This is a genomic window from Vreelandella sp. 2A-K22 (genome assembly GCF_054065485.1).
Genome location: NZ_JBSUGC010000008.1, coordinates 23957 through 46021, shown reverse-complemented (window position 1 = coordinate 46021; position 22065 = coordinate 23957). Strand labels below are relative to the sequence as shown.

16 protein-coding genes are annotated in these 22065 nt (G+C 53.8%); 9 read left to right on the top strand and 7 right to left on the bottom strand.

Going from position 1 to position 22065, the window contains the following annotated elements:
* Window positions 1–179 precede the first annotated feature (179 nt).
* Window positions 180–1799 carry a hypothetical protein gene (locus tag ACW17M_RS12315; RefSeq protein ID WP_009287160.1) on the top strand — a complete coding sequence of 540 codons (1620 nt, stop codon included), beginning with the start codon at window positions 180–182 and terminating at the stop codon, window positions 1797–1799.
* Between the two features lie 170 nt (window positions 1800–1969).
* Here the strand turns inward: ACW17M_RS12315 and nirD are convergent, their stop codons facing one another.
* From nirD to ACW17M_RS12300, 3 genes are read right to left on the bottom strand one after another with little or no spacing between them, the layout of a single operon-like run.
* The gene (gene nirD / locus ACW17M_RS12310; protein ID WP_027959929.1) at window positions 1970–2404 is read right to left on the bottom strand and encodes a nitrite reductase small subunit NirD; all 435 of its coding nucleotides are present in this window, start codon (window positions 2402–2404) and stop codon (window positions 1970–1972) included.
* Window positions 2405–2463: 59 nt separating this feature from the next.
* A complete protein-coding gene (gene nirB / locus ACW17M_RS12305) occupies window positions 2464–4971 on the bottom strand; it encodes a nitrite reductase large subunit NirB (RefSeq protein ID WP_457547521.1) in 2508 nt (835 codons plus the stop codon).
* Window positions 4972–6312 carry an NAD(P)/FAD-dependent oxidoreductase gene (locus tag ACW17M_RS12300; protein WP_457547520.1) on the bottom strand — a complete coding sequence of 447 codons (1341 nt, stop codon included), beginning with the start codon at window positions 6310–6312 and terminating at the stop codon, window positions 4972–4974.
* A gap of 758 nt (window positions 6313–7070) precedes the next feature.
* Between ACW17M_RS12300 and ACW17M_RS12295 the strand changes: the two genes are divergently transcribed.
* The 6 genes from ACW17M_RS12295 (at window position 7071) to arfA (ending at window position 14679) form a co-directional block, all read left to right on the top strand.
* Window positions 7071–9848 carry a nitrate reductase gene (locus tag ACW17M_RS12295; protein WP_457547519.1) on the top strand — a complete coding sequence of 926 codons (2778 nt, stop codon included), beginning with the start codon at window positions 7071–7073 and terminating at the stop codon, window positions 9846–9848.
* Window positions 9808–10707: a uroporphyrinogen-III C-methyltransferase gene (gene cobA / locus ACW17M_RS12290; protein WP_039859250.1), complete on the top strand. Its 900-nt coding sequence runs from the start codon at window positions 9808–9810 to the stop codon at window positions 10705–10707. The genes ACW17M_RS12295 and cobA overlap by 41 nt, the downstream gene beginning before the upstream one ends.
* A 68-nt stretch (window positions 10708–10775) precedes the next feature.
* Window positions 10776–11585, top strand: a complete 810-nt coding sequence (locus ACW17M_RS12285) for a formate/nitrite transporter family protein (RefSeq protein WP_008957727.1) — start codon at window positions 10776–10778, stop codon at window positions 11583–11585.
* A 206-nt stretch (window positions 11586–11791) separates the two neighbouring features.
* Entirely contained in the window at window positions 11792–13507 is a 1716-nt protein-coding gene (locus ACW17M_RS12280; protein WP_278371067.1) for a bifunctional protein-serine/threonine kinase/phosphatase, read from the top strand.
* 93 nt (window positions 13508–13600) lie between these two features.
* Window positions 13601–14419 carry a 2,5-didehydrogluconate reductase DkgB gene (dkgB, locus tag ACW17M_RS12275; RefSeq protein WP_457547518.1) on the top strand — a complete coding sequence of 273 codons (819 nt, stop codon included), beginning with the start codon at window positions 13601–13603 and terminating at the stop codon, window positions 14417–14419.
* 110 nt (window positions 14420–14529) lie between these two features.
* On the top strand, window positions 14530–14679 hold the full coding sequence (gene arfA / locus ACW17M_RS12270) for an alternative ribosome rescue factor ArfA (protein ID WP_008957724.1): 150 nt from the start codon (window positions 14530–14532) through the stop codon (window positions 14677–14679).
* 166 nt (window positions 14680–14845) lie between these two features.
* Here arfA and ACW17M_RS12265 read toward each other — a convergent pair whose 3' ends face one another.
* Together ACW17M_RS12265 and ACW17M_RS12260 are read right to left on the bottom strand one after the other, a co-directional pair.
* A complete protein-coding gene (locus ACW17M_RS12265; RefSeq protein WP_008957723.1) occupies window positions 14846–15094 on the bottom strand; it encodes a hypothetical protein in 249 nt (82 codons plus the stop codon).
* A gap of 296 nt (window positions 15095–15390) precedes the next feature.
* Complete coding sequence (locus ACW17M_RS12260; RefSeq protein WP_009287164.1) at window positions 15391–16104, bottom strand: response regulator transcription factor; 714 nt, start codon at window positions 16102–16104, stop codon at window positions 15391–15393.
* 166 nt (window positions 16105–16270) lie between these two features.
* Between ACW17M_RS12260 and ACW17M_RS12255 the strand changes: the two genes are divergently transcribed.
* Together ACW17M_RS12255 and ACW17M_RS12250 are read left to right on the top strand one after the other, a co-directional pair.
* Entirely contained in the window at window positions 16271–16789 is a 519-nt protein-coding gene (locus ACW17M_RS12255) for a molybdopterin-dependent oxidoreductase (protein ID WP_223828005.1), read from the top strand.
* Between the two features lie 18 nt (window positions 16790–16807).
* Window positions 16808–19048: an ATP-binding protein gene (locus tag ACW17M_RS12250; RefSeq protein WP_041157779.1), complete on the top strand. Its 2241-nt coding sequence runs from the start codon at window positions 16808–16810 to the stop codon at window positions 19046–19048.
* Window positions 19049–19055: 7 nt separating this feature from the next.
* Here ACW17M_RS12250 and ACW17M_RS12245 read toward each other — a convergent pair whose 3' ends face one another.
* Together ACW17M_RS12245 and ACW17M_RS12240 are read right to left on the bottom strand one after the other, a co-directional pair.
* A complete protein-coding gene (locus ACW17M_RS12245) occupies window positions 19056–20222 on the bottom strand; it encodes an EAL domain-containing response regulator (protein ID WP_041157780.1) in 1167 nt (388 codons plus the stop codon).
* A gap of 141 nt (window positions 20223–20363) precedes the next feature.
* Window positions 20364–22040: a methyl-accepting chemotaxis protein gene (locus tag ACW17M_RS12240; protein ID WP_035538592.1), complete on the bottom strand. Its 1677-nt coding sequence runs from the start codon at window positions 22038–22040 to the stop codon at window positions 20364–20366.
* Between the last annotated feature and the right edge of the window lie 25 nt (window positions 22041–22065).

Below are 22065 nucleotides of genomic sequence, written 5' to 3'. Positions count from 1 at the left end.
GTCTATTTGGTAGAGGGTTGATCAGGATATTAGAAGTGTGGCTGGGTTTTGGAGTCAGTTTCTTAACCTATACCATATTTTAAAAAGAAGTGGTTGGATTTAAGGATGTGCTTTTACTGAGTTGTTGTTTTTGTATTTTTTGATGTTAATGTTTTCTCTCTTTTAATTTAGGACGTACTATGAATGGCCGTATGCAGGCGCAAGTCAGCGCTCTTCGAGAAATGAAAATTTCCTCATTTTCATTAAATGACAATCTTTTTTGCCTTTTAAACTATTCGCCCAGTAATAGCCATACGGATTTAAAGCATCGGCTGCGGCATAACGTTCAGCAATCCTGCTTAAATGCCGAAGAGGCCAACATGATCGAGTCTGCTCTAGTGGACTCTGCTATGCGTTTGAAAGCAGAGGTGGCGTGGTTGCCAGGTGTTGGTTTTACCCAAGCCCTCCAAGCGGTTGAGGGGCAGCTTGATGAGGATTCGCTGAGCCCACCATTTGCTAGGTTTAACTCGTCGGTTCACAATTTAACAGCCGAAAGTATATTAAAGCCTGATACGGTTAACAATGTATTATACGAGTGGCAGAAACTTAATAAATCTACCTTATTAGATAGTATTAACCAGCAGCGGCGTGCCGGGCACTTCAGTGAAGTGTCGATGATAGAGCTTGAATACGCCCTGGAATGGCATGCAAAGCGCATTGCTCATGCTGTAGTGAACGCCTTTGAACCGCACGGTGCTTCTGTGCTGGGCAGTGTCTTAATGGCAATAAGTAAAGATGAAAAAATTGATGTTGCTAACAATCAGTTAGCAGTTTTTTTATATGATACGTATCATGAAAATGTTGCTGGTTTGCTAGCAGAGTTAGAAGAAGGTCTTGAGTCTATATCTACTGAAATTTATCAAGCGGTTAGTTCAGAGAAAAGATTGTCCTATGAGGACACAATGTCGAATGAGCTAAGTGAGTCTGAAAAAGAGCTTTTTGAGTATGTCGCTACCGCTGAAAATAAAGCCCGTAACTGGGTGTCTATTGCTCAGCCATTAGTAGCATTTCATAACCGAGCGGGCAGTCGTTTTGTACCCCATGAGCATTTAATGTGGCTTGTTTCAGAGTGTTCTGCAAACCTTAGTTCATCAATCTGCACTTGTTTCAAAGAACTGAACGAGCGCTTGGTTAACCTGGCGTTAGAAGTCGCTCTGGATGCGCCTGATGCGTTGGGTCGCGCACGTTTGATACAAGAACTCTATGTGTATATGACTGCACCATTGACTAGCGATGAATATGAACCTAGCTCTATGCAAAGAGGGGGAGGGCGACAAGATTTCCTAAACGATATTAGACAACATGATGCTCGCCTTGAAAAAGCAGGCAGCCCCATGGCGCTTAGTAATAATTTCTTTAGTGAATTTATCGAATACCTGAAACAGAGCCCCTCCGAACAAGACCAATTGCAAGCGTGGCATACGCTTTTTATTATGGTAAACAGCCTTTTATTGGATCATGCAGAGTATGATCATGCTGCCTCTCAGCTGCTGTTGGTTGAACAGGCCTTTCCCTTAACCAGTGAGCCTGGGCGCCGCCTGAAGCAGTGGTGGTTAGCGTTTATTGAGGATGAAGTTATCAGCCTTCCGCCAGAGCAGGGTGGGCAGCCAATGCCTAAAACTTGCGCGGTTATTCAAGGTGAAACGTTGCTATGTCATCCTGACACTACTCAGCACTCTTCAACAACGACGCTACTCTCACGTTTTTCTTTTAAGAAAATATTAAAATGGTGCGGTATGGTAATCCCTTCAAAAAAATAACGATCGTCAAAAGTAGAGCTTCCGTCACCTAAGCGTAAGGAGATTCTGCATCAGGCAATCAGGTTTTCGATAGCCAGATGCAGTCGATTCTAAAGCAAGCTGAGATTGAGGTGTGTTTCAATAATGTTAAGAGCGGTTCTGGCCGTCCTTAACAGTGTTAAGCAACGTTATCACCCCTCAACCCACACCTCATCACCTTTAAATTCAACCTTCCAGGTACGTAGCTTAACGTCCTCATCCTCTAAACACTGGCCGTCTTCAAGACGGAAGTGCTGCTTGTAGATAGGCGAGGCGACGACCGCCGCACCTTTAAGGTCGCCAACGATGCCACGAGCGATCACGTTGGCGTTTGAGAAGGGGTCATGGTGGTCGAGAGCATAGAGTTCATCGCCCTTTCCTCGTAGCCCGGGCAAGTAGAAAATAGCTACCTGGGCGGGGCCTTCGGCGGTTTCCAGCCAGGCGGCGATGCCAGAGAACGCTACCAGATCATCTTTGGTACAAACTTTTTGCCACGCCGTGTTGTTTTCAGAAGCGTGGTTTTCAAAAGCCTCGCTATTGTGCACATCCGCCATATCCATCTCTTTTTTCAGTGCCGTTGCGGTCATGGGTTGCCTCGTTTTTATTCAGAATCAGTGTCGTTGTCAGTGTCAGGGCCCAGCGTCGCTTAAGCGGGGCGCAGCTGGCCGCGCTCGGAGGTCATAATGATTGACGGATCCGGGCGGTCGTCGTTGACGAAGCTGCGGAAGCGCTTGAGCTTCTCCGGGTCGCTGATAGCGTCGGCCCATTCACACTGGTAGGTATCCACCACGGTTTGCATCTGGCGCTCTAGCTCGTCGTTGATGCCTAAGCTGTCTTCCAGAATCACCTCTTTGAGGTACTCCAGGCCGCCGTCGAGGTTTTCGCGCCATACCGAGGTGCGCTGCAAGCGGTCAGCGGTGCGCACGTAGAACATCAAGAAGCGATCAATGGTGCGGTAGAGCTGCTCGTCATCCAGGTCAGTGGCGAACAGTTCGGCGTGGCGGGGGCGCATGCCGCCGTTACCGCAAACGTAGAGGTTCCAGCCGTTTTCGGTAGCGATAATGCCGATGTCTTTGCTCTGGGCTTCGGCGCACTCGCGGGTGCAGCCGGAAACGCCGAACTTGATCTTGTGGGGTGAGCGCAGGCCCTTGTAGCGGTTCTCTAACTGAATCGCCATGCCGACGCTGTCCTGCACACCGTAGCGGCACCAGGTGCTGCCTACGCAGGATTTTACCGTGCGCAGCGATTTACCGTAGGCGTGGCCAGTCTCGAAGCCCGCCGCAATCAGCTCGCTCCAGATATCCGGCAGGTCTTCCAGGCGGGCGCCGAACAGATCGATACGCTGGCCGCCGGTGACCTTGGAGTAGAGGCTATATTTTTTGGCCACTTCGCCCAGCACGATGAGTTTGTCTGGGGTAATCTCGCCACCGGCAACACGCGGCACTACCGAGTAGGTGCCGTTTTTCTGCATGTTGGCCATAAAGGTGTCGTTGGTATCCTGCAGAGGAATATGCGCCGCGTCGGTGATCGGCTCATTGAAGCAGGAGGCCAGAATGGACGCCACGGCGGGTTTGCAGATGTCGCAGCCCAGGCGGTGGGTGTCGGCGTTGCCGTGTTTTTCAATCAAGTCAGTGAAGGTTTTGATGCCTTCCACGCGCACAATATCGTAAAGCTCCTGACGGGTATGGGCGAAGTGTTCGCAAATCGATTTATCGACTTCGACGCCGCGGGCTTCCAGCTCATGGTCAACCACGCTTTTAAGCAGCGCCGTACAGCCGCCGCAGCCGGTGCTGGCTTTGGTATCGCCTTTCACCCCGCCTAAATCTATCGCACCCGCATCAATGGAGGCGCAAATATCGCCCTTGGAGACGTTATGGCAGGAGCAGATAGTGGCGGTTTCCGGCAGCGCACCGGGGCCGAGGGTGGGCGCTCCGCCACTGCTTTGTGGCAGTATCAGCGAGGCGGGCTCATCGGGTAGCTCAATACCGTTGGAGTAGTACTGCAACAGCGTGTCGTAAACGCCGTTGTCGCCCACCAGCATCGCGCCGAGCAGTTTTTTACCGTCGCTGGAAACCACCAGCTTGCGGTACTCCTGCTTGATCGGGTCGAGGTAGCGAAACATCCGCGCGCCGGGGTTCTGGTTGCCATGGGCGTCGCCAATTGAGCCTACGTCCACCCCCAGCAGCTTGAGCTTGGTGCTCATGTCGGCGCCGCCAAAATGGCTATCACCGCCGGTCAGGGTTGAAAGGGCGGTTTTGGCCATTTGGTAGCCGGGGGCCACCAGACCAAAAATGCTCTGGTTCCACAGTGCCACTTCGCCAATCGCCAGAATGGCCGGGTCGCTGGTCAGGCACTGGTTATCCACCACCACGCCGCCGCGTTCACCAATCTCCAGGCCGCAGTCACGGGCCAACTGGTCGCGGGGGCGGATGCCTGCTGAGAACACAATCAGGTCGGTTTCCAGCACTTTGTCGTCTTGGAAGACCATGCGGTGGCGGCTTGCCTCGCCATCTTCAATACGCTGTGTGGCCCGTTCAAGAAGCACCTGTACGCCCAGCGCTTCGATTTTTTCCCGCAGTAGCTCGCCGCCTTCGTTATCCACCTGCATCGGCATTAGGCGTGAGGCGAACTCCACCACGGCGGTATCCAGGTTCAACCCGCGCAGGGCATTTGCTGCTTCCAAACCAAGCAGACCGCCACCCACGACCACGCCGGTGGTGGCGTTTTCGGCGGCCGCCTGGATGGCGTCTAAATCGTCCAGGGTGCGGTAAACCAAGCAACCATCGCGGTCATTACCGGGAATCGGCGGCACAAAGGGGAAGGAGCCGGTAGCCAGCACCAGGCGGTCGTAAGGGTAACGGCCTTGTTCGGTGACCACCTCTTGTGAGTTGCGGTCGATCTCAATGACGGCTTCGCTTGTGCGCAGCTCCACGCCGCTGGTGGCGTAGTAATCCGCTTCGCAAAGCGCTAGCGAATCGGCATTGCGGCCGCTGAAGTATTCAGACAGATGCACCCGGTCGTAGGCGCGGTGGCGCTCTTCGCCAAACACGGTGACCTGATAGCGCTCAAGGGCGCCGTTATCGACTAACTGTTCGACCAGGTGGTGGCCGACCATGCCGTTACCAATAATAATAAGCTGCTGTTGGGTAGACATTTAAGCCGCCTCCGACGTTGTATGAGAAGAGTGTTTTGAAGAAGATTGTTTTGAAGAGAGCTCAGAAGCATCAGGGCTGTGTTGAGATGCTTCGCGGAGCACCTCGACATCAGCACCACCAAACAACAAGGCTTGGCGGTAAGCGTTGAGATCGGTACCCGCGAGCGCCTGTTCGAAGTACCAGGGGCCTTGGCTGGTGTCGCCGTAAAGCACCGCGCCTTCAATCTGGCCGTCGCGTAGCAGCAGGCGGCGGTAGTCGCCGCGTTCAAGATCGTGGTAATTCAGTACGTCATGCTCGGCGCTGGCCTCGGTGGGGCCAAAGGCGTAGAGCGCTACACCGCTAATTTTGAGTTTGGTAGCGCTGGGAGCATCCGCGTAGCCTTGGGTATGCGTGCCGCACAGCGTCGCGGCGAGCACTTCTACCTGACGCCAGATCGGCTCCACTAAGCCGTAGGTGGTGCCATCGAACTGGCAGCACTCGCCCAGTGCTGAGATCGCCGGGTCGCTGGTGGTGAGCCATTCGTCCACCACAATAGCTTGATCCGTGCGCAGACCTGCCTGGCGGCCAAGTTCCGCATTAGGGGTAATGCCCGCGGCAACGATCACACTGGAGACGTTCAACTGGCGGCCATCGGCAAGCTGCACCTTGGCGACCCGACCCTGGGCGTCACTCTCTAGCCTCGCTAACTGCGCGCCGGTGATGATCTGTAGACCGCGTTGAGTGAGGGTGTCTTTAAGCAGGTGGGCGGCGGTGGTATCCAACTGACGGTTCATCAACCGCTCGCTGCGCTGGAGCACGCTTACGTTGATGTCGCTGCCGCGTTTACGTAACCCCTCAGCCGCTTCAAGACCCAGCAGGCCGCCGCCAATCACGACAGCGTCACCGCCACGCTGGGCAATGGCTTCTAGTGATTCGGCATCTTGCAGGTTGCGAAAGCCATGTACGCCCTCAAGCTCTATCCCAGGAACATCGGGCAGCGCTGGGCGCGAGCCGGTGGCGATGACCAAATGATCGTAATCAAGCGCTCGGCCGCTATCGGTGGTCAATGTTTGGCGTGTGCGATCAAGCATCTCAACCTTTTCACCCAGTATCAGCGTAACGCCCTGTTCGGCGTACCACTGGGTATCGTGCAGGGTAAGCGCCTCCTGCTGCATCTCACCGGCCAGCAGTGGCGAAAGCAGAATACGGTTGTAGGCAGGGCTTGGCTCTGCGCCAATCACCGTGATGCGCTGGGGGCGTGTGGGCTGTTTTACCAACGCCTCAATTAGGCGGTGGCTTGCCATACCATTGCCAATGACCACCAGATGGTCGTTGGATGAGCACCGGGAAGTAGTTTCCATGGGTGGCTCCTCTGTGTCTTTGCGGCTGCTTGAGCACCAAACAAAAAAACGCCCCTGTCGCGCACCTCTTTGCAAAGAATCGCAAAAGCGTGCGTAACAGGGGCGTCGTTGCCCGATAGCGTCGTTTTAAATACGCGACAACCGCCATTGGCTGTCAGCTGATTAAAAACCTTACCCTGTAACAAGCAAGGAGCTAGCCAACTGGCCGTATAGCATATTTTTTTAAATAACTTCAGTTGCTTATGTTTAGGTGGTGGGTGAGCGGTGGCCAGGCTCTTCGGATAGACTGCACGGTGATGGTGCGAAAAGAGAGGTGGCCTGCACTCTCAAGCACCATTTAGCATGTGCACAGGGCGAAAAAGAGCGTTGCGTGATGATTTTTTATTTTTTAACTACATGTTTTTAAATGATTAAATTTTATATATCCGATTGTCGGCTTGGCTCTTGCAGTTCCCTAGGCAATAAGTAAGTTAACAAGGGATAAGCGCTCATTGTTTGGCGATGGCAACGAACAATTCCAAAGCCGTTAGAAAAATAAGTAGCCGTTAGAAAATGTGTAGCTGTTAGTAAATCTTCATTTGTTTGAAGAGACTATTGTAAAGAGTAATGCACCGATGAAGGTGCGCTGTGGCAACGACGTCCAGCCCTCTTCTCTTAATGCGTTTATATAGCGCATTAGAGAATGGGACTGGGCGTTTTTTTATGCCCGGCATTTATATACGTATATACGGCGTTCAGGTTCGACCCGAGGAGGTGTTATGCGAGGGGCAAAAGCAGGGCAGCAGTCCACAACGACGCAGCAAGCCAAAACCACCTGCCCCTATTGCGGCGTTGGCTGTGGTGTAACGGCAACCGTTGACGCGGGCACGCTGAGCGCTGTAGAAGGCGACCGCGAGCATCCGGCGAACTTCGGGCGGCTGTGTGTCAAAGGTTCTGCGCTACATGAAACTTTGGGACAACAGGGGCGGCTGACTCACCCTCGCGTTGATGGTGTTGAGGTCTCCTGGGACACCGCCCTAAGCACTACTACCGAACGCTTAAACACCCTACGGGCCGAGTATGGCAACCACAGTGTGGCAGCGTACCTATCCGGTCAGCTGCTTACCGAAGACTATTATGTCGCCAATAAGCTGTTTAAAGGCTTTTTGGGCACGCCCCATTTAGATACTAATTCGCGGCTGTGCATGGCCTCAGCGGTGGTTGGCTACAAGCGCGCCTTCGGTGCCGATGCGGTGCCGTGTAACTACGAGGATTTGGAAGAGGCGGAACTGATCGTGTTGGTGGGTTCCAACTTGGCTTGGAATCACCCGGTACTTTACCAGCGCATTAAAGTGGCCAAAGAGCGCAATCCATTGATGCGTTTGGTGGTGATCGACCCCCGCGTCACCGACAGCTGCGAAATCGCCGACCTTTACTTGGGGATTAAGCCAGGCAGCGATGCTTACCTGTTTAACGGCCTGCTAGCGTGGATGGCGAAGCGCCGCAAGCTCGATACCCTCTACCTTGAGCGCCACACTGAAGGGTTTGACGATACCCTGGCGGTGGCCCAGCAAACCGCGAACTCGGTGGCAGAGGTAGCGGTGGCCTGTGATGTCGACCCCGAGCGCCTGGAAACCTTCTACTACTGGTTCGCTAGTCAACTGCATGTGGTTACCCTCTACTCTCAGGGCGTTAATCAATCCGCCAGTGGTACCGATAAGTGCAACGCGATTATTAACTGTCACTTGGCTGGCGGCAAAATCGGTTTGCCAGGGGCAGGGCCGTTCTCGATTACCGGCCAGCCCAACGCCATGGGTGGGCGCGAAGTAGGCGGGCTGGCCAACCAGCTAGCCGCGCATATGGATTACCACACCCCAGGCGCCCTCGATCTAGTCAGCCGCTTCTGGGCCACCGATAGCCTGACGCCGACCCTGCCGGAAGGGCCCGGTTATAAAGCAGTAGAGCTATTTGAAGCCATTGAGCGTGGCGAAATAAAAGCGCTGTGGGTGATGGCCACCAATCCCGCGATTAGCCTTCCCGATGCTGCGCGGGTGCGTGCTGCGCTGGAAAAATGTCCGCTGGTGATTGTTTCCGAGTGCGCTGCCCATACCGACCTACTGCCTTATGCCGACATTGTGCTGCCCGCCTCGGGGTGGTCGGAAAAAGATGGCACCGTGACTAACTCCGAGCGACGTATTTCTCGCCAGCGGGGCATGCTGCCGCCCCCAGGTGAGGCCCGCCACGACTGGTGGATAATCTGCGAAGTGGCGAAACGGTTGGGGTTTGCCGAGGCGTTTAACTACGCGCACCCCTGGGAGATTTTCGACGAGCACGCCAAGCTCTCTGGGTTTGAAAACGGGCTTGAAAACGGTGTTGATAACAGCACGGTGCCCGGCAACCCGCAGCGGTTGTTTGATATATCGGGTTTGGTGGGCCTGGGCCGGGATGGCTACGACGCCTTAGCCCCCATTCAATGGCCGGTCACAAAGGCCGCACCCCATGGCACTGCTCGGCTGTTTGAGGATGGCGAGTTTGCCACCGCCAATGGTCGCGCCAAGCTGCTGGCGATCCATCCCAAAGGGCCTGAACAGGCGCTGAGTGCCGCCTACCCACTGCGTCTGAACACCGGCCGGATTCGTGATCAGTGGCACACCATGACCCGCACCGCTCGCTCACCGCGGTTAATGAATCACCGCGCCGAACCTTTTATGGATGTTCACCCAGAGGATGCCCACACCGCTGGTGTAACCGATCAAGGGCTGGCGGTGTTAACCGCCGAGAAAGGCGAATTTCGCGCTCGGGTGCGGGTCTCCAATGCTCAACGCCGTGGTGAGGTCTTCGTGCCCATCCACTGGACTGACTGCTTCACCCAGCAGGCCAGAAGCAGCGCGTTGATCGACAGCATTACCGATCCGCTCTCTGGGCAGCCTGAATCGAAGCACGGCGCCGTGGCGCTGGCGCCGCTTGCTACTGATTGGCAGGCCACTCTACTGATCGCCGAAGGGGCAACGGAATCAACACCTTGGTGCACCAGTGCCTACTGGACACGTATTCCCATGCGCGGCTGCCAACGCTGGCAGCTTGCCAATACGCAGTCGGTTAATGACTGGTTGGCGCAACTGAAAACGTGGCTGCCCGGCGACGTATCGGTTATCAGCCAAGACCCTACTAACGGACGTCTGCGCGCCGCCTGCGTGGAAAGAGGTCAATTGCGCTGGTGGCTGATGGTTGGCCCGCCCAAAGAGTTGCCAGGGTTGGCGTGGCTGGAAGCGCGTTTTAACGAGGCGGCGCTGAGCGATACCCACCGCCGCCGCCTATTGGCCGGCTGCGACGACGGCGCTGCGGATACCGGCCCGGTGGTATGTAGTTGCCACCAAGTAGGCCAAACCACCATCGTCAATGCGATCCGCGAGGGCGACACCAGCGTAGAAGCGTTGGGCGCCAGGCTCGCCAGCGGCACCCAGTGCGGTAGCTGTATTCCCGAATTGAAATCACTTATTGAAGAGGAACGGCCCAATGCCCGCACTAAGCAACCCCTTGCTACAGAAGTGGTTTAACGCCTTTATGCGGTTATCGCACCGCGCGCTAACGCCGTGGGTTCAGCAGGCTGTAGACATACGTTTGCCACTGCGTGGCGAGTGCCGCGCCGGGCAGGTTTACCTGGTTGGCGCAGGCAGCGGCGATGCGGAGCTGTTAACCCTCAAGGCCGCACGCTTACTTATGCAGGCGGACGCCGTGGTATATGACCGCTTGGTGGGCGATGACGTTCTGGCGCTGATTCCTAGCGGCAGCGAACGCTACTACGTTGGCAAAGCCCGCGGCCACCACAGTGTACCCCAAACGGAGATCGGCGAGCTGATGGTAAAACTCGCCCGGGAAGGTAAATCGGTGGTGCGCTTGAAAGGCGGCGACCCGGCGGTGTTTGCGCGGATGGGCGAAGAGCTGGATGCCCTGGCCACTGCCGAGATCCCCGCTGCCATTGTGCCGGGGATCACCGCTGCTTCAGCCGCCGCTGCCTGCATGGGCATTCCGCTCACCGATCGCGGTCATGCGCAGCAACTGCGCTTTGTGACTGCCCAGCTATGCCGCGAAGACGGTACGCCGGATTGGGCATCGCTGGCGCGCAAGGATGAAACCCTGGTGTTTTATATGGGGCTTTCAAAAGTGAGTGCAATTTGCCACGGCCTACGCCAAGCAGGCCTGCCGGATGAGTGGCCGATTATGCTGGTGGCTAACGCCAGCCAGAGTGAACAGCAGTCGCTGGTGGGCTCGCTGGCGGATATGCCCGAAAAACTCTCCGCAACTCCCTTACCGTCACCCTGTTTGATTGTGGTGGGCAGTGTGGTGCAAAGAGTCGCCACGACGCCCGCTAACCTAGCCACCAATTTTTGCTTTGCACAGCAAACCACGCCTTAACGGCAGGGTTTGCGGTGCGCATTTTATTCTTCTGACCCTTACAACCAGCTACCAAGGAAAAGCTCTCTATGTCCTACTTATTGCCTGCTGAATTTGCCACCAAGATGGTCGATGCTGGCGAAGCCAAGCTTCACATGTCTACCCGTGATGCGCTGATTCGCGCTTTTATGGCGGGGGCTATTTTGGCCATCGCGGCGGTGTTTGCGGTGACCGTAGCGGTGCAAACCGGCTACCCGATTATCGGCGCCATCCTGTTTCCGGTGGGTTTCTCGATACTCTATCTAATGGGCTTTGATCTGTTGACCGGGGTGTTTGTGTTAACGCCGCTGGCGTGGCTGGATAAACGGCCTGGGGTGACGATTAATCGTATTCTCAAGCACTGGGGCATTGTGTTTATCGGTAATTTTGGTGGGGCATTAACGGTCGCCTTTCTCATGGCGATTGTGTTCACCTACGGCTTTAGCACCGAACCCAGCGAAGTGGGGCGGGTCATTGGTGAAGTAGGTGAAGGACGCACGGTTGGTTATAAAGAGTATGGCGCTGGCGGCATGGCGACGATTTTTATTCGCGGCATATTGTGTAACTGGATGGTATCGCTGGGGGTTGTGGGTGCGATGATCTCAACCACGGTGAGCGGTAAGGTGATTGCCATGTGGATGCCGATTATGCTGTTCTTCGGTATGGGCTTTGAGCACTCGGTGGTCAACATGTTCCTATTCCCATCTGGGCTGATGATGGGCGGTAACTTCTCGATTATGGATTACCTGATCTGGAACGAAATTCCGGTAGTGCTGGGTAACTTGATCGGTGGCTTGGCATTAACGGGGCTCACGCTCTACACCACTCACGTGCGTACCGCGCCCCAGAAAGCCCTATGATTAACTACGGTGAGCGAGCCTTGTGCATTCAAACGGTCTGAACAACCCTATGCGGGGGCGCTGTAGACCCATCCTTGGGCGCTACTTTCTCCATCCATGGCGAAAGACCCCCGCTACGGGTTGGTTCAGACCTCGATAAAGTTGCAATAGAGTTTGTCATTAACCAAGCCTTCGCTCCGGCGGAGGCTTTTTTTAGGGGAAGCATAATGGCAGCGCTGACCATTTCGCTCGGCCAGCACTCTGATAAAGGGCGCAAGCCAAGCAATCAGGATTTTTACGGCGCTTATCTACCCAGCGACTCCCTGCGCGCCACCAAAGGGATTGCGATCGCGTTAGCGGATGGGATCAGCAGCAGCGAAGTGAGCCGGGAAGCGAGCGAAGCAGCAGTGGGCGGTTTCTTAACAGACTACTACGCCACCCCCGCCACCTGGGCGGTTAAAACCTCCGCCCAGCGGGTGCTGCAGGCCACCAATGCATGGCTTTATGCCCAAACCCGGCAGAGCCAGTATCGCTATAACCTGGATCGTGGCTATGTGTGTACCCTCAGCGCGATGGTGATTAAATCCACCACTGCGCACCTGTTTCACGTTGGCGATAGCCGTATCTATCAGCTCGCCGGCAATACGCTGGAGCCACTGACCGAGGATCATCGCTTCTGGGCATCCCGGGAAGTCAGTCATTTAAGCCGCGCCATGGGGGCCAGCCAGCACCTGGAGCTGGATTATTGCTCGGTATCGCTGAGTGAGGGCGATGTGTTTGTACTCACTACCGACGGTGTTTATGAGTGGCTAACCGGCGCTGAAATGGCCGCGCTGATTCATGCCCATTGGGGCGATCTCGATGCGGCGGCTGAGGCGCTAATCGCGGCTGCCATCGATCATGGCAGCGATGACAACCTCACCGTGCAAATTGTGCGCATTGATTCGCTGCCTGAGCGCCACGCTAATGAACTCTACGCGGCGCTGGGCACACTGCCGTCACCGTCTGAATTGCGCGCAGGAAGTGAGCTGGATGGCTACCGCATTGTGCGTCAACTGCATGCCAGCAGCCGCAGCCATGTCTACCTGGCGGAAGAGGTAGCGAGTGGCGAGAAGGTGGCACTTAAAACCCTCTCAACCGAGCTAAGCCAAGACTCGGCGAGTATCGAGCGGTTTGTGCGCGAAGAGTGGATTGCCCGACGCATCGATAATCAGCACGTGCTTAAAGCCCCCGCCCAAGAGCGCCCTCGCCGCTACCTTTACACCGTGCTGGCGTATATCGAAGGGCAAACCCTGACCCAGTGGATGCGTGACCACCCCAACGCCGAATTAGCCAGCGTTCGTCCCATCGTCGAGCAGATTGCCAAGGGGCTACGCGCCTTTCATCGCCTGGAAATGCTGCATCAGGATTTACGCCCCGATAACGTCATGATCGATAGCCACGGAACGGTGAAGCTGATCGATTTTGGCGCTGCCAAGGTGGCGGGCCTTGCCGAAGAGGTCGGGGCGGCTAGCGACGATATTCTAGGCACTGCCCAGTACACCGCGCCGGAGTATTTTCTGGGTGAAGGAGGCACGCCCCGTTCGGATCAGTACTCACTGGCAGTGATTACCTATCAGATGCTAACCGGCACGCTGCCCTATGGCACCGAGGTGGCCAAAACTCGCACTCGGGCAGCGCAGCATAAGCTTGCCTACCAATCGGCGCTTAGCGAGAACCGTGAACTGCCCGCCTGGGTGGATGAGGTGCTCAAAAAGGCATTACATCCCACTCCCCACAAACGCTTTCCGGCGCTTTCGGAGTTTATCTTCGAGCTACGCTCGCCAAGCCCAGACATGCTGAAGCGCGCCCAGTTACCGCTGCTGGAACGTGATCCGGTGCTGTTCTGGAAGGGGGTGTCGCTAGTGTTGGCGGTAGTGGTTATCGCTCTTTTATTGCGTTGATGGCACTACTGTTGATCAGGGAACAATAAACAACGGGGTTGAAGTGGGGCGGTCTCCACCCCATATTAGTTAACACGCTATCAATAGAAAAGGATGTTAATGATGCAGACTGTGATACCCAACCCCGGTTTCGGTACTTTTCGCCTGGAAGGCGATACGCTCAAGCAGAGTATCCACACAGCGCTTGAGGTCGGGTATCGACACATCGACACGGCACAGTTTTATGGCAATGAAAAAGGGGTAGGGGAGGCGATTCGCGACAGCAGCGTGCCACGCAGCGATATTTTCCTAACCACCAAGGTGTGGTTCGATAATCTTGAGCCCACAACGCTTAAAGCCAGCGTGGACGAAAGCCTGCAGAAATTAGGCACCGATTACGTTGACCTGCTGCTGATCCACTGGCCGTCCCCAGAGGATGAAGTGCCGATGGTCGATTACCTGACGGCGCTAAAAGAGGTCAAAGCCGAGGGTAAAGCGCGCAATATCGGCATTTCCAACTTTACCATCGCCCAGGTGGACGAAGCGGTTAGCATTCTGGGTAAAGGTGAAATTCTCACCAATCAGATCGAGGTTCATCCTTTCTTACAGAACCGTAAACTGGTCGATCACTGCGAGCAGCATGGCATTCAAATTACTGCCTTTATGCCCCTGGCCGTGGGTAAAGTCATGGATGACCCAACCCTTAAGCAGATCGCCGACGCGCATAACGCCACGCCCGCGCAAATTGCCCTTGCTTGGGTAAAACAGCGCAATATGATTACGATTCCTTCATCGACCAAGGCGCGAAATATTCAAAGCAACATTGCCGCCTTTGACATAGTCTTGAGCGACAGCGAGATGACGGAAATCGCCAAGTTGGATCGTAAAGAGCGTATCGCCAACCCTGAAATAGCGCCGCTCTGGGATGAGTAAGAGGAATGAATAACCAGGACTTGAAACGCTAAACGATGAACTTCAATTAATAGTATGTGTCGTAGTGGGTGCCTGCCCAGGCAGGCATCTTTAAAAGAATGGAGAAAACGATGAAACAGCGCAAGATAAAAGACAACGCTTTAAAAGCGCAGCTGCGAACGCCGATGTTTAAAATGCAGCAGCAAACCCCGAAAAAAGGTAAAGGCAGCTACTCCCGGAAAGGACGCAACTCTTTGGGAGGGCATCGCCAAGCCGCCTAACCCGGCGTTTTGGCGATGCCTTCCCCAGGCATCTCTGCACAGTATTCCCCATGCTGTGCAATATCCCATCAGCTTGGCCGATCCAATGGATCGGCTTTTTTATTGCGCGCCAGGCGTGGCACGCCACTGAAAACGCCCCGGCCACTTCCTGTGACCGGGGCGTTGGCTATGCCAACCTACTCCCACAGTGTGGACATTTTTCGTAGGCATCGCGGGTTTCAGCCTGATGGCGTTGGTTGCGCTGACTTGGTTCCTCTACACCATGAATGGATACCAGCTGGCCCTGCTCCCAGCGTAAACCGATATCTTTTAACAGGTGCGGGTCATGAAAGCGCGGGTCTTCGTAAAAGCGCCGCTGGGTACGATAGTGGGTGAAAGCGCTGAGTAGTTTGCGGGTAATGGTTGCGATTGCCATGGGGTCGGTCTCCTGGGTTAGGAGGCCGGGCAACATCGCGATCAGGGAGTCTCAAAGGTAACGATAAAACAACATGGCCGCGACACTTGCCGCGGCCAATTTCCTCTTTACATCTCTGGCGCGCGACAATAATAAGCTGATACCGCATTATTAATAATGCGATGCAGCTTATTCATTCGTGTCGCGGGGATTTGCCAGCGCATGAGAAGGTCTCTGAAAAAGTTTCGTTAATAAAAAAGAACTGCCCCTTAAAGGGGAGCTCTTATGTTTTAACCGATGCTTATATGAGCGTCAATCTATTTAGCGACTTGTTCAAGGTGGGGGGGCTGGCAAGTTTCCATGCGATACCCCGATTGGTAAACGCTACGTAGACGCAGGCCATGCCGACCATCCAGTTCCAGCTTGCGGCGTAGGCGGCTTACGTGGGTGTCAACGGTACGCGTCGAAATATCCCCTTTAATGCCCCACACCAGCTCTAGTAAGTGCGCACGGGTAATTAGCTCACCCATTTTAGAGAAAAACAGCGTGGCTAACCGGTATTCACGTTCGGTTAAATCAATGGCGTCGCCCGCCACGCTGATGTAGTGCTCATCGGTATGCAGGGTAAATATCTCGGGACAGGCCGGTGCAGGGCGCGATGTGGCATAGCCAGAGCGTCTACCTAACGCACTCACTCTGGCAATCAGCTCACTGGGGCGAAGGGGCTTGGCGAGAAAATCATCGGCGCCTCGCTCCAGGGCTTTAACAACATCGTCTTCGCCCTGGCTGGCGGTAATAAACAGGATTGGCCCATGCCAGCTGTCGTGCTGGCGAAGATGAGCAACCACATCCATGCCGTCGCTGTCGGGCAGGCGCCAATCGATAATGAGCAGGTCAAAGGTGTGCTGCTGCGTCGCCCGGCGAAGCTCGCTAGAGCGACTAAACAGCGAGACTTGGTGTTCTGCCGTTAGTAGGCACTGCTCAATAAAGGCCTGTTGGTCGAGGTCATCTTCAAGTACGCCAATATGCATGCTAATTTCCCTTATTGTCGTCTTATAAATGTCACCCGTGTAGAGGCGGCAAGCTCACGCGTTAAGTTTAGTGGATGATGATGCGTTGACACAAAGGTTCACAGTTAGCCCGCCAACGGCCGATATACAATTTCTGCACTTTCAACGGTCAGCACCGAGGTGCAGCATGATACGTCGCCCTATGGTTGTTAAATTCGTGGTTTTCATCGTCGCGGTAGGACTTGCCTTGCTGTCGACCCACACTATCGCCCTGGAAGTACCTGAAGGCCCGGTGATATTGGTGGTGAGTGGAAAGGTGGGGCAGACGAATGTGGGTGACGAAGCCCATTTTGATAAAGCGATGCTAGAAGGCTTGGCGCAGCACGAAACGATTACCCGCACGCCCTGGCACGACGGCGTGATGCGCTTCTCTGGCCCATTGGGGCGAGCTATCCTGGAAGCCGTCGGTGCCGAGGGGGAGAATATTCGTGTGGTAGCGTTGAATGAGTACGCCGCGACGGTGCCTATCAGCGATTTTGAGAATTACGATGTCATTCTGGCTATGCAGGCAAACGGCAAAGCGCTGCGAATTCGTGATCAGGGGCCGCTATTTGTCATTTATCCCTTTGACCAGCACCCCGAACTGCTAGATGAAGAGATATTTTCGCGCTCTGTGTGGCAGGTGACACGAATCGACGTTGAGTAATATAACCGAGTAGCAATCATGCTGGCTTTTTTTAAGTTCTATTTTTCCCGCCGTACCAGGGTCGCTACATTCTCGGCGATCCTTTTTTTTCTTTCAGCGCTAACCACCGGTGGGGTTATTTATAACCGTCAGCATGCGCAGGAGGAGCGGTTGCTCGAAAATGTGTTATGGGCCGGGTATCAGTTTGATCGAGAGGTGCGCGAATTGCGCTTGTCGCTATTCGAAACGAGTGCTGGGAAGGCTACGGTTGATGATGTGTTGCTGCGTTTTGAGATTCTCTTCAGCCGACAATCACTTTTTTTTCAAGGTGAAATAGGAAAAGTCGTGGCGAAACTCGAGGATATTGAGGCGGTCATTCAACAAGCTCACATCCGCATTCTAGAGATGGAAACCCTACTCGAAACGGTATGGGACCACCCTACCCAGTTAAATAGCGAGTTAACGGCTATCCTCCTGCAGCAAACGGCTGAGCTACAGCAACTCAGCGGTAACATTTTGATCGAAACCAACGCCCATGTTTCCCATATGCATAGTGAGGAACACCGCGCATTGACAAGTCTCAACGGATTGGTGCTGTTGCTTATTGTCCTGTTAATGCTTTCAGGTGGCATGTTGGTTCGCGCGCTGATTCTAGAAGGGCGCTCCAGTCATCGTAAGGCTCAGGCGTTAGAAACCAAGAGCCAAGAGCTAAATGAGGTAGCTAGGCAAGCAGAGAAAGCGAGTCTGGCAAAATCTGAGTTTATGGCGGTGATGAGTCATGAAATTCGAACCCCGTTAAATGGTGTCGTGGGTATGGCGGATTTGTTAAGCGAGGAGGTTAAAACAACAAGTGCTGAGACTTATTTAGCCGCTCTTAAGCGCAGTGCGGAGAGTCTACGCGCGGTGATCAACGATATTCTCGACTACACCAAAATTGAGTCGGGGCGCCTCGATCTGGATATCCAGCCGTTTGATCTTCACCAATGCATCGACCAGCTTTGTGAAAGCTATACCCTCCGCGAACCAAAGGCGAAGGTCTCCTTTAGTTACGCTATCGACCCGGCGCTGCCCCGTTATGTGCTGGGAGACATCGCGCGGCTGCGCCAAGTCATGATGAACTTAATCAATAATGCCTTGAAGTTCACGGAAGAGGGGTTCGTCAAATGCCAGATAAAACCTCTTGGAGACGATAATATTCTTATGGAGGTACACGATACTGGCTGTGGTATCGCGGAAGCGGATCAAGCACAGCTGTTCTCGGCGTTCTCGCAAGTGGATACCTCAATGGCGCGTCGTCACGAAGGCACGGGGCTTGGGCTCGCAATCTGTAAGCGGTTGGTCGATGCCATGCAGGGCGAGATAGGTGTTAACAGCCAGCAGGGGCTCGGCAGTCGATTCTGGTTCACCGTCAGCCTGCCGGAAACCGAACCCTTGGCCATTTACCAAAGCGGTGAACACCCGCCAGCAATGCCCTCCCATCACCATATCTTGGTGGTAGAGGATAACCCGCTAAATCAAACGGTGGCACGCGTCATGCTTGAGCGCCTTGGCCAGCAGGTATCGGTTGCAGAGAACGGCCAGGAAGCGCTCGATCAGTTGAAAGCAGACCATGGTCGATTTGATTTGGTGTTAATGGATATGCAGATGCCTAAGCTGGATGGCACGGAAACCACCCAACGCTGGCGCGATTATGAAGCTGTGCATCAACTGCCTAAGTTGCCCATAGTGGCGATGACCGCCAATGTGATGCCTGAGCACCGAGAGCGCTGCATTCAAAGCGGCATGGACGATATGATTCACAAGCCTTTTACGCGCGATGAGTTGCATCAGGTGATTGGCCGCTATCTGTTAAATGATGAAAGCGTTGAATCTGTCAGTATTCACGCTACCGTTCCTATTAAAAGCCCCGAATCGCTGGGTGATAGCGCTGGGGCAGTTCAAGTACTCGATAAGCGTCTTTGCGAAGAGCTGCAAAGTACCTTTGAACCCAAGGCACTGGATGCGCTGCTGACCACGTTTTTAACACGGCTTGGTGAGCGCATCGCTCGCTTGAATGCCTACTGGCAGTCAGAGGATCGACAAGCCTTGTGCCTAGAAGCCCATTCACTAAAGGGTGCCGCTTCCTCTCTAGGCTGTGCTGCGATTGCTGAGCAAGCAAGCCAATTGGAGCAAGCAGCGCTAGAAGCCCCATTAAGCGAATTGATGATCTATCTGGAGCGTTTAGTTGCTCTTGAGGCCACTACTAAGCTGGCTTTGGAGCAAGAAAGCATGTTCGTTTGATGCGTTATTAGGGGGCGGACGGTGAGTACTCGCGTAACCAGGTGTTGAAAGCGTCGGCGGTTAACGGGTGTGCAATACCGTAGCCTTGTCCAACAGTACACCCGGCTTCAACAAGCCGAGTGAACTGTGCCGACGTTTCGATACCTTCGGCGACAACAGTCAGTCCCAGGCGTTTGCCTAAGTCGACAATCGACTCTGTTATCACCAGTGCTTCTTTGTCCTGATCGATCAGTGAGACAAAGCTACGGTCAATTTTGAGCTCGCTGAAAGGCAACCGATAGAGCTGTGTCAGCGAAGAGTGGCCGGTACCAAAGTCATCTAACGCCAGTTTGCAGCCCCGTTGTCGCAACGCTTTGAGCACGTAGCTAGCGTAGCCCAAGCACTCAACCCCCGCTGTTTCGGTGAGTTCCAGGGTGATCTTGCTAAGCACAGCATGATGCGCTTGGGTGAGTTGATCAAACGCGTCTAGTACGCCTTCTGCTTGAATAAAGGCCGCCGGTATATTTATCGAGACGTCTAAGTCCCACCCTTGTGACAACCATTGGGCTTGCTGCTTCATGGCAAGCTCAATAACGTACCAAGTGAGTGGAAGCATCAGGTCGTTTTGCTCTGCTAGAGGTATAAAACTGTCGGGGTATAGCACGCCGCGTTGAGGGTCTTGCCAGCGTACCAGCGCTTCAACGCCAATAACCTGCCCTTGTTGAGTGCCTTGTTGCAGGCTTATTTGGGGTTGAAAAGCTAGAAAAAGCTGTTGTTCACGAATGGCCTTCGCCAATTCAACGCTTGTAGGCGCTTTGGGCGCTTTTTTTAATGGCCCCAAAAATGTCGTTAGACCGGTGAGTAGCTTGGATTTAGGTAGGAAACCTAGCATTTTCAAGCCTTTTGCTTCACCTGCAGCAAGCGCATGCGCGGCAGTTTCTTCCGTATAATTGCTAATTAATAAAATTGAAGCGTTTAAGCGTAAATCATAAAGATATTCCAGAATATCAAGGCTCGTAAATTCACCTAGCCCGAGATCAAGCAAGATCAGCTCGACATTGAGTAGGTCGGGTTGGCGCACCAGCTCGCCAAAACTGCTTGCCGTCACCACCTGATAACCGTGCTGGCGTAGTAGCATTCTGCCCAATAGTTGGACACTACAATCATCATCAATAATTAAAGCACCAGACAGCATACATATACCTTTGATGACTACGATGAGCGGCTGCGGCTAGACGAAGAGCTTGCTGAAATGGATGAGCATATAAGCCGGTAACGAAACTTCCTTGGACTCAGTATAAGTCCAAGGATACTTAGAAAACTAAGGGGGGATTGCTTAAAACGACTCCCATTCAGGCTGCTGTGAGCTCGCCAAACGACGCGGGACATTAGGCGTAGGTGAGGGCTTATTAGCTGTAGGGGCAAGCGCTGCTTTGCCAAGAGCTGGTTGCGCGTTAGCATTGCTGAGCTTGAAGCCTCCCACTAGCACGCCCAGTCGGTCGGCTTGTTCTCTTAGTTCCGCCGCCGCAGCGCTGGACTCTTCTACCATGGAGGCATTGTGCTGGGTCATGCTATCCAGCTCGTTGACTGCGTCATTTACTTGACCGATACCTACACTCTGTTCTTTAGCACCAGCACTGATCTCAGCAATCACGTCCGCCACACGCTCGATGCTTTTTACCATCTCCTGCATGGTGACGCCGGTTTGTTTCACTTGGTCAACGCCCACCTTTGTGCGGTTTAACGACGTATTGATCAGAGTGGCAATGTTTTTGGATGCATCACTTGAGCGGCTGGCCAATATACGTACCTCTTGGGCAACTACCGCAAAGCCTCGGCCATGCTCGCCTGCGCGGGCGGCCTCTACAGACGCATTCAGCGCCAGGATATTGGTTTGAAAAGCGATGCTATCAATAAGGTTGACGATGCTGCTGATTTCAGAGGAAGAGTCGTTAATCGTATCCATTGTCTGCTCAACACTGTGCATGGAGTGCAAACCCTGTTGAGCGAGATCCCGGGTTGAAAGCGCCAACTGGTCAGCCTGCTGGGCAGAATCAGAGGCGTTGTTGACCACTGCTGCGATTTGCTCCATCGAAGCAGAGGTTTGCTGTAAATTCGCAGCAGCTTGCTCAGTACGTGCCGCAAGCTCCTGACTGCCTTTGGCAATTTCAGTAGATGCATGCTGCAGGCTAACGGTACTGCTGCTAACTGACTGAAGCGTATCGTCAATGCGTTTAATAAAGGCATTGAACTGTTGTGCCAATTCACCAATTTCATCACGGCGTTGACTCTCAATCCGCGCGGTTAGATCGCCATCGCCTTCGGTAATCTCTTTAATACGTCCACTAATTTGACGGATAGCCCGAGACATCATTAGCGGCCCCAGTAGCGCAATAAGCGTTGCAGCAATAAAGATGATTAAAGCAACAATAATAGTGGATGTTTGCTGCACTTGGATTCTATCAACCACCGCTGCTTCTGCTTGATAAGTGGCTGTCTCAATATTTATTCCCGATACATCATATATATCACGCAGTGCATTAAAGTCGTCTAATGATGAACCGGATAGCATCGTTAATGCTGCTGCGGTATTACCGCTTTGGTGCAGCTCAAAAACACGTGTTGCCTCTTGTTTCCAATCGCTATACAGCGTTTCAAAGTTAGCTAGTTGCTTGGTTAGCTCTGGGTAGTTCTGCATTAGTTCGGCGTAGAGCCCCATGCGGTCATAAGCCTGCTGAGCATTCTCTTCAAACTCGGCGATTAACGCTGTTGCTCGCTCGGAGCTGGGGTCAGATAACAGATACTCAATCTCAGCAACGCGTGCTTGATAAAGGTCTCGGTCGCCGTTGAGTGTGGCTGAAGTCGCCGGAATATAGTTGGTGATAAACGTATCTAAACGGCTTTTTACCATATTAACCAGCAGTGCATCGGCTACCACAATAACCAGTAGTGCTAACGCAACGCTGATAAAGGCAAGAGCATACTTAACTCTTATCTGATGAAGACGGTTCATATGTGCCACTCCTGTAGTGTCAAAC